Origin of the sequence: Bernardetia sp. Wsw4-3y2 (genome assembly GCF_037126295.1) — a bacterium.
Lineage (GTDB): Bacteria > Bacteroidota > Bacteroidia > Cytophagales > Bernardetiaceae > Bernardetia.
The window spans coordinates 2,063,769-2,070,000 of the sequence record NZ_CP147017.1 but is presented as its reverse complement, the minus strand read 5'-3'; the positions used below and the strand labels follow the sequence as shown (position 1 = coordinate 2,070,000).

Below are 6,232 nucleotides of genomic sequence, written 5' to 3'. Positions count from 1 at the left end.
CACCATCTGCTAAGGCTAAATACTCCTCAGAAACCGATAGTGAACCAGTACCGTGAGGGAAAGGTGAAAAGTACTCCGAATAGGAGGGTGAAAAGACCTGAAACCGTGCGCTTACAAGCGGTTGGAGGGACGTTAATGTCCTGACATCGTGCCTTTTGCATAATGATCCTACGAGTTACACCTAACTAGCAAGGTTAAGGCATTCAGTGCTGCAGCCGAAGCGAAAGCGAGTATGAATAATGCGTGTAGTTAGTTGGGGTAGACGCGAAACCTAGTGATCTACCCATGGTCAGGTTGAAGCTTTGGTAACACAAAGTGAAGGACCGAACCCGTTGACGTTGAAAAGTCTTGGGATGAACTGTGGGTAGGGGTGAAAGGCTAATCAAACTAGGAAATAGCTCGTACTCTTCGAAATGTTTTTAGGAACAGCCTTGAGTATAGTTTGTGTGAGGTAGAGCTACCGATAAGACTAGGGGGAGTCACATCCTACCAAATCTTGACGAACTCCGAATGCATACAAATGTTTCTCAGGAGTGAGGGCTGTGGTGCTAAGGTCGCAGTCCGAGAGGGAAAGAACCCAGACCATCAGCTAAGGTCCCCAAATATAGATTAAGTTGACCTAAGGTGGTCCGATTACGGAGACAGCCAGGATGTTGGCTTGGAAGCAGCCATTCATTTAAAGAGTGCGTAACAGCTCACTGGTCGAGTGATTGGGCGTCGATAATACACGGGCATAAATCTATTACCGAAGCTATGGACTATGATTTTTTGAAGTCATAGTGGTAGAAGAGCATTCTAAATGCGTAGAAGCTGGATTGTGAATGAAAGTGGAGCGTTTAGAAAAGCAAATGTAGGAATGAGTAACGATAAAGGGGGTGAGAAACCCCCTCGCCGATAGACTAAGGTTTCCTGAACAACGCTAATCGTTTCAGGTTTAGTCGGGACCTAAGGATAAGCTGAAGAGCGATTCCGATGGGAAACAGATTAATATTTCTGTACCTCGTTTAAATTGTTAGGGGAGACGGAGTAAATAGTGTAGTGCGTTCTGACAGAAATGGACGTTAAAGCCGAAACGCAAAGGTTTTTAGTAGGTAAATCCGCTAGAGATTGGATTAGGCAATAGTACGACAAACCTTCGGGGGCGTTGATAATCTACATAATAGCTTCCAAGAAAATCCTCGTTAACGTTAATTTAAATAGCCCGTACCGCAAACCGACACAGGTAGTCAAGGAGAGAATCCTGAGGCGCTCGGAAGATTCATGGTTAAGGAACTAGGCAAATTTACCCTGTAACTTCGGGAGAAGGGGTGCCGTCTTATAGCGATATAAGCGGCTGCAATAAAAAGGTCCAAGCGACTGTTTAACAAAAACACAGGGCATTGCGAAATCGTAAGATGAAGTATAATGCCTGACACCTGCCCGGTGCTTGAAGGTTAAGAGGGGAGCTTAGGAGTAATCCGAAGGTTTGAATCGAAGCCCAAGTAAACGGCGGCCGTAACTATAACGGTCCTAAGGTAGCGAAATTCCTTGTCGGGTAAGTTCCGACCTGCACGAATGGTGTAACGACTTGGACACTGTCTCAACCATGATTCCGGTGAAATTGAAGTATCGGTGAAGATGCCGATTACCCGCAACGGGACGAAAAGACCCCGTGAACCTTTACTATAGCTTCGCATAGTTGTTGAATACAGAATGTGTAGGATAGGTGGGAGACTTTGAAGCGGTGTCGCTAGGCATCGTGGAGTCATTGTTGAAATACCACCCTTTCTGTATTTGTCATCTAACCTCGTGAGAGGGACGGTGCGTGGTGGGTAGTTTGACTGGGGTGGTCGCCTCCGAAAGTGTAACGGAGGCTTCCCAAGGTTTCCTCAATACGGTTGGTAATCGTATGTAGCGTGTAATGGCATAAGGAAGCTTGACTGCAAGACAAACAGGTCGAGCAGGTACGAAAGTAGGGCATAGTGATCCGGCGGTTCTGTGTGGAAAGGCCGTCGCTCAAAGGATAAAAGGTACTCCGGGGATAACAGGCTGATCTCCCCCAAGAGCTCATATCGACGGGGAGGTTTGGCACCTCGATGTCGGCTCGTCACATCCTGGGGCTGGAGAAGGTCCCAAGGGTTGGGCTGTTCGCCCATTAAAGTGGCACGCGAGCTGGGTTCAGAACGTCGTGAGACAGTTCGGTCTCTATCTGTTGTGGGCGTAGGAAATTTGCGAAGATCTGACTTTAGTACGAGAGGACCGAGTTGGACAAACCTCTGGTGTATCAGTTGTGGTGCTAACTGCATTGCTGAGTAGCCACGTTTGGAACAGATAAGCACTGAAAGCATCTAAGTGCGAAACTGACTTCAAGATGAGATTTCCCTTAAGAGACGTTAGAGATGATGACGTAGATAGGCAGCAGGTGGAAGTTTAGAAATAAATGGAGCTGAGCTGTACTAATTTCTCAGTAGTCTTTTGTTAGTGTAGGTTTTCCGATATGCAAACGGAAGATCATAATTTTTAAATATACTATACACCTTACTTTGTTAAAGTAACACTTGTTAAAGAACTTTTTAAGAACTTGTGTAAGTTGCATTGGTACTAGCCAGACAATTTACCTAAAGAAAAAGGGTGATCATAGCATAGGGGTACACGTCTTTCCATTCCGAACAGAGCCGTTAAGCCCTATTGCGCCGATGGTACTGCGCTATTCGTGGGAGAGTAGGTCATCGCCCGTCTTTATAAGGACAGATACAGGAATGTATTTGTGAACGGACAAAGAATTAAGCCTTTTTAATCATAATTGATTAGAAAGGCTTTTTTTGTGGAAAATAGTGTTTATATCATCCTAGTGAAAAAACTGATGCAATACAAACAAAGAATAAAAACAACTCAAAACTATCCTTCTTACTTTGAGTTATTGGATTAAGTAATGATTATTTTTTACCTTGTATTCTATTTACAATTTATTTTATTTCTTCAATTTTTCTAAAATGAACAAATTTTTTGCTCACTCTATTTTTTTTGTTTTTCTAGTAGTTTTTACATTTTGTAGTTCTGCTACTTTTGCACAAAATATGCGTATTGATAAGGACAAAAATATTATTAATACTCGTGATGAAATTATTCCTGGATATTTTATTCTTGATTTTGGCGTGAGTTCTTTACTTAATGCACCTGACCCTATGGATTTGAAAATTTGGGGTTCATGGTCTGTCAATTTATCTTATATGGAAAATATAAACTTAGGTACGAATGTAAAGTTTTTACCTGGAGTTTCTTTGGCTGTAGATAATTATATGTTTAAAGATGATGTAAGCCTTTTTAGAGGAAATAATGTATTGGGAGAAGAAAAGATACAATTTTATGAGCTTAAGCAAGATGAAATCAAAAAGAGTAAATTTTCAGTGACTTATATAGATATTCCTTTGGAGTTTCATTATATTCCAAATCCTACCAAAAAAGGAGTGCGTTTTGCTTTGGGAGGAAAATTTGGAATTCCTGTTTCGGCAGCTACAAAAGTGAGATATAAAGATGATGGGTCTAATTTTATAGATAAAACTAAAAATAATTTTCTGGTTTCTAAGGTACGTTATGGTGCTTTGGCTCGTATAGGTTATGGCAGTTTTTATTTATTTGGTTATTATGGACTTAATTCATTATTCCAAGAAAATAAGTTAGATTGCGACTGTAATGGAGGAAGCCCAATAACTATTGGTATTACTTTATTTGCATTTTAATACAATTAAACAAATATACATTCGAATTAACCGAATTTGTATCGTAAATATTATCACCACCTATGAATTCTAGAGAAGAAAAAGAACAAATTATTACTGATTTTTATACTGCTTTTATGAACAAAGATGCAGAAAAAATGGTAAGTTATTATGATGATGATATAGTTTTTAATGACCCTGTTTTTAAGAATCTGAAAGGAGAAGAAGCTAAAGATATGTGGCGCATGTTACTGGGAAGTGCAACCGATTTAAAGGTTTCCTTTTCAAATGTTGAAGCGAATGGAATTAAAGGTTCTGCTAATTGGGAAGCAATTTATCTGTTTAGTAAAACTGGAAATACAGTTCATAATAAAATAAAAGCTGTTTTTGAGTTTGAAAATGGCAAAATTATCCGTCATACAGACGATTTTGATTTATGGAAATGGTCTGGAATGGCTTTGGGAGTATCTGGAAAGCTGTTGGGGTGGAGTTCTTTTATGCAAGGCAAAATTAAAGATACAGCTCAAAAAGCATTAGATAAATATAGAGCAAGTAAAAAATAATTTATTCCCTTAAAGTCTAAACTACTATGAAAAAACTAAATTATTATCCAATATTCTTTTTATTCTTAGTTTTATTTTCTGCTTGTTCTGAAAATGAATCTAAAAAAGATGATGAAACAGAAAAAATAACTTTAGAATTAGAGTTTTTTGTAAAAGATAAACCTTTGAAGTTATTACAAGAATATCAAAATGACTTACATCAAAAATATTTATTAGAAAATTTTAAATTCTATTTAAGTAATTTTGAATTTGAATCAGCTTCTACAAATGAGACTTTCAAAGTAGAAGACTCTTATTTGTTGTTTTCAGCAGATAGAGAAGCAACTACTTTTGAAAGAGAAATTTTGGTGAAGAAAGGAGACTTTAGTAAAATGAATTTTTCTATTGGTGTAGATTCTATCAAAAATACTTCTTTGGATAATACTGGTGATTTGGATATTAGCAATAGTATGGCATGGGACTGGAATACAGGCTATAAGTTTGTTGTTATGGAAGGAAAATATTTTAATGATGTTTCTAATCCAAATGCTTCTATTCCGTTGGTTTTTCATATTGGACTTAATTCAAACTATAAAAAAGTTAGTTTGAGTTTTGATTCTGTCAATGACAAAGGAATTTTCAGTACAGAAAATAAAAAAATTGTTTTGAGAGTAGATTTGAATGATTTTTTCTCTTCTCCTAATCAAATTGATTTTAATGAAATCAATAACATAATGGGAGGTGGAAAATCAGCTTTACTTTCTCAAAATTATGAGAATGGTTTTGTTACTCTTAAAGAAATTCAATAATACTTCTTTCAAAAAAACTTAAAAAGGCTTTCATATTTATTGTGAAAGCCTTTTTGTTTTGTGATTCACTTTTTTTACCCTAATTTGTATCAAAATAAACCATACAACATAATTGAATAGCAATTAAAAATTACGAATTAAAAATTACGAATAATCTATTGATAATTTAAAGTTTTTATTTTTATAATTTTTATTCTTTAACCAATAAAAATAAACGAATACACAATGGAAAAAATACTTATTATAGGTGCAAATGGACAACTAGGAACAGAACTTTCGGCTGCTCTACAAGAGAAATACGGACAAGATGCGGTTATTAATTCAGATATAAGAAGTCCACAAGAAGAAAATGGTATTTTTGAAATGCTAAATGTTTTGGATATAGATGCACTTTCTTCGATTGTGAAAAAATATAAGATTACACAGATTTATCATTTGGCAGCTATTCTTTCAGCAAAAGGAGAAGAAAATCCGATTCAGACGTGGAATATAAACATGAATGGGCTTCTAAATGTCTTGGAAATTGCTCGTCATGAGAAATTAAATAAAGTCTATTATCCAAGCTCTATTGCAGTTTTTGGAACTACTACACCTTCGCCAGCACCTCAATATACTTCCATGAATCCTTCAACTATTTATGGAATTAGTAAACGAGCAGGAGAACAATGGTGTGAATATTATTTCAATAAATATGGAGTAGATGTTCGTTCATTGCGTTATCCTGGTTTGATTAGCTACAAAACGCCTCCAGGAGGTGGAACTACGGATTATGCTGTTGATATTTTTTATAAAGCTGTAGAAGGACATAATTTTAGTTGTTTCTTGGATTCAACTACTCGCCTTCCTATGATGTATATGCCTGATGCTGTTCGTGCTACATTAGAGCTTATGGATGCTCCTAAAGAAAGTTTATCTACTCATGAGGGTTATAATCTAAATGCGTTTGATTGTACGCCAAAAGAGCTATATGATGAAATTAAAAAACATACTCCAAATTTAGAGATTAGCTATAAAATAGATGAGTTAAGACAATCTATTGCAGATTCGTGGTCAGATTCTGTAAATGATGATGTTGCTCGTAAAGATTGGAATTGGAAGCATGAATATGACATGGAAAGTACAACAAAAGAAATGCTAATCAATCTAAAAAAGAAATTAGCAGTAGAAAAGTAGAAAAGTAGAA

At 36.6% G+C, this 6,232-nt stretch carries 4 protein-coding genes and 2 rRNA genes (1 of these 6 running past the window's edge); all 6 read left to right on the top strand.

Annotated features, from left to right (window positions below; all coding sequences use genetic code 11):
* A 23S ribosomal RNA gene (locus tag V9L05_RS08220) occupies nt 1-2,460 on the top strand; it begins 429 nt to the left of the window's first position.
* 146 nt (nt 2,461-2,606) lie between these two features.
* Nucleotides 2,607-2,717 (top strand): 5S ribosomal RNA (gene rrf / locus V9L05_RS08215).
* A gap of 255 nt (nt 2,718-2,972) precedes the next feature.
* Nucleotides 2,973-3,719: a porin family protein gene (locus V9L05_RS08210; protein WP_338815091.1), complete on the top strand. Its 747-nt coding sequence runs from the start codon at nt 2,973-2,975 to the stop codon at nt 3,717-3,719.
* A gap of 62 nt (nt 3,720-3,781) precedes the next feature.
* Nucleotides 3,782-4,261, top strand: a complete 480-nt coding sequence (locus V9L05_RS08205) for a nuclear transport factor 2 family protein (RefSeq protein WP_338815090.1) — start codon at nt 3,782-3,784, stop codon at nt 4,259-4,261.
* 26 nt (nt 4,262-4,287) lie between these two features.
* Nucleotides 4,288-5,049: an MbnP family protein gene (locus V9L05_RS08200; RefSeq protein WP_338815089.1), complete on the top strand. Its 762-nt coding sequence runs from the start codon at nt 4,288-4,290 to the stop codon at nt 5,047-5,049.
* Between the two features lie 225 nt (nt 5,050-5,274).
* Entirely contained in the window at nt 5,275-6,222 is a 948-nt protein-coding gene (locus tag V9L05_RS08195) for an NAD-dependent epimerase/dehydratase family protein (protein WP_338815088.1), read from the top strand.
* The last annotated feature ends 10 nt before the right edge of the window (nt 6,223-6,232 follow it).

Bases quoted from the DNA above. Each gene is read 5' to 3' on its own strand.
- V9L05_RS08195 (WP_338815088.1), top strand. From the start codon at position 5,275: ATGGAAAAAATACTTATTATAGGTGCAAATGGACAACTAGGAACAGAA.
- V9L05_RS08210 (WP_338815091.1), top strand. From the start codon at position 2,973: ATGAACAAATTTTTTGCTCACTCTATTTTTTTTGTTTTTCTAGTAGTT.
- V9L05_RS08200 (WP_338815089.1), top strand. From the start codon at position 4,288: ATGAAAAAACTAAATTATTATCCAATATTCTTTTTATTCTTAGTTTTA.
- V9L05_RS08205 (WP_338815090.1), top strand. From the start codon at position 3,782: ATGAATTCTAGAGAAGAAAAAGAACAAATTATTACTGATTTTTATACT.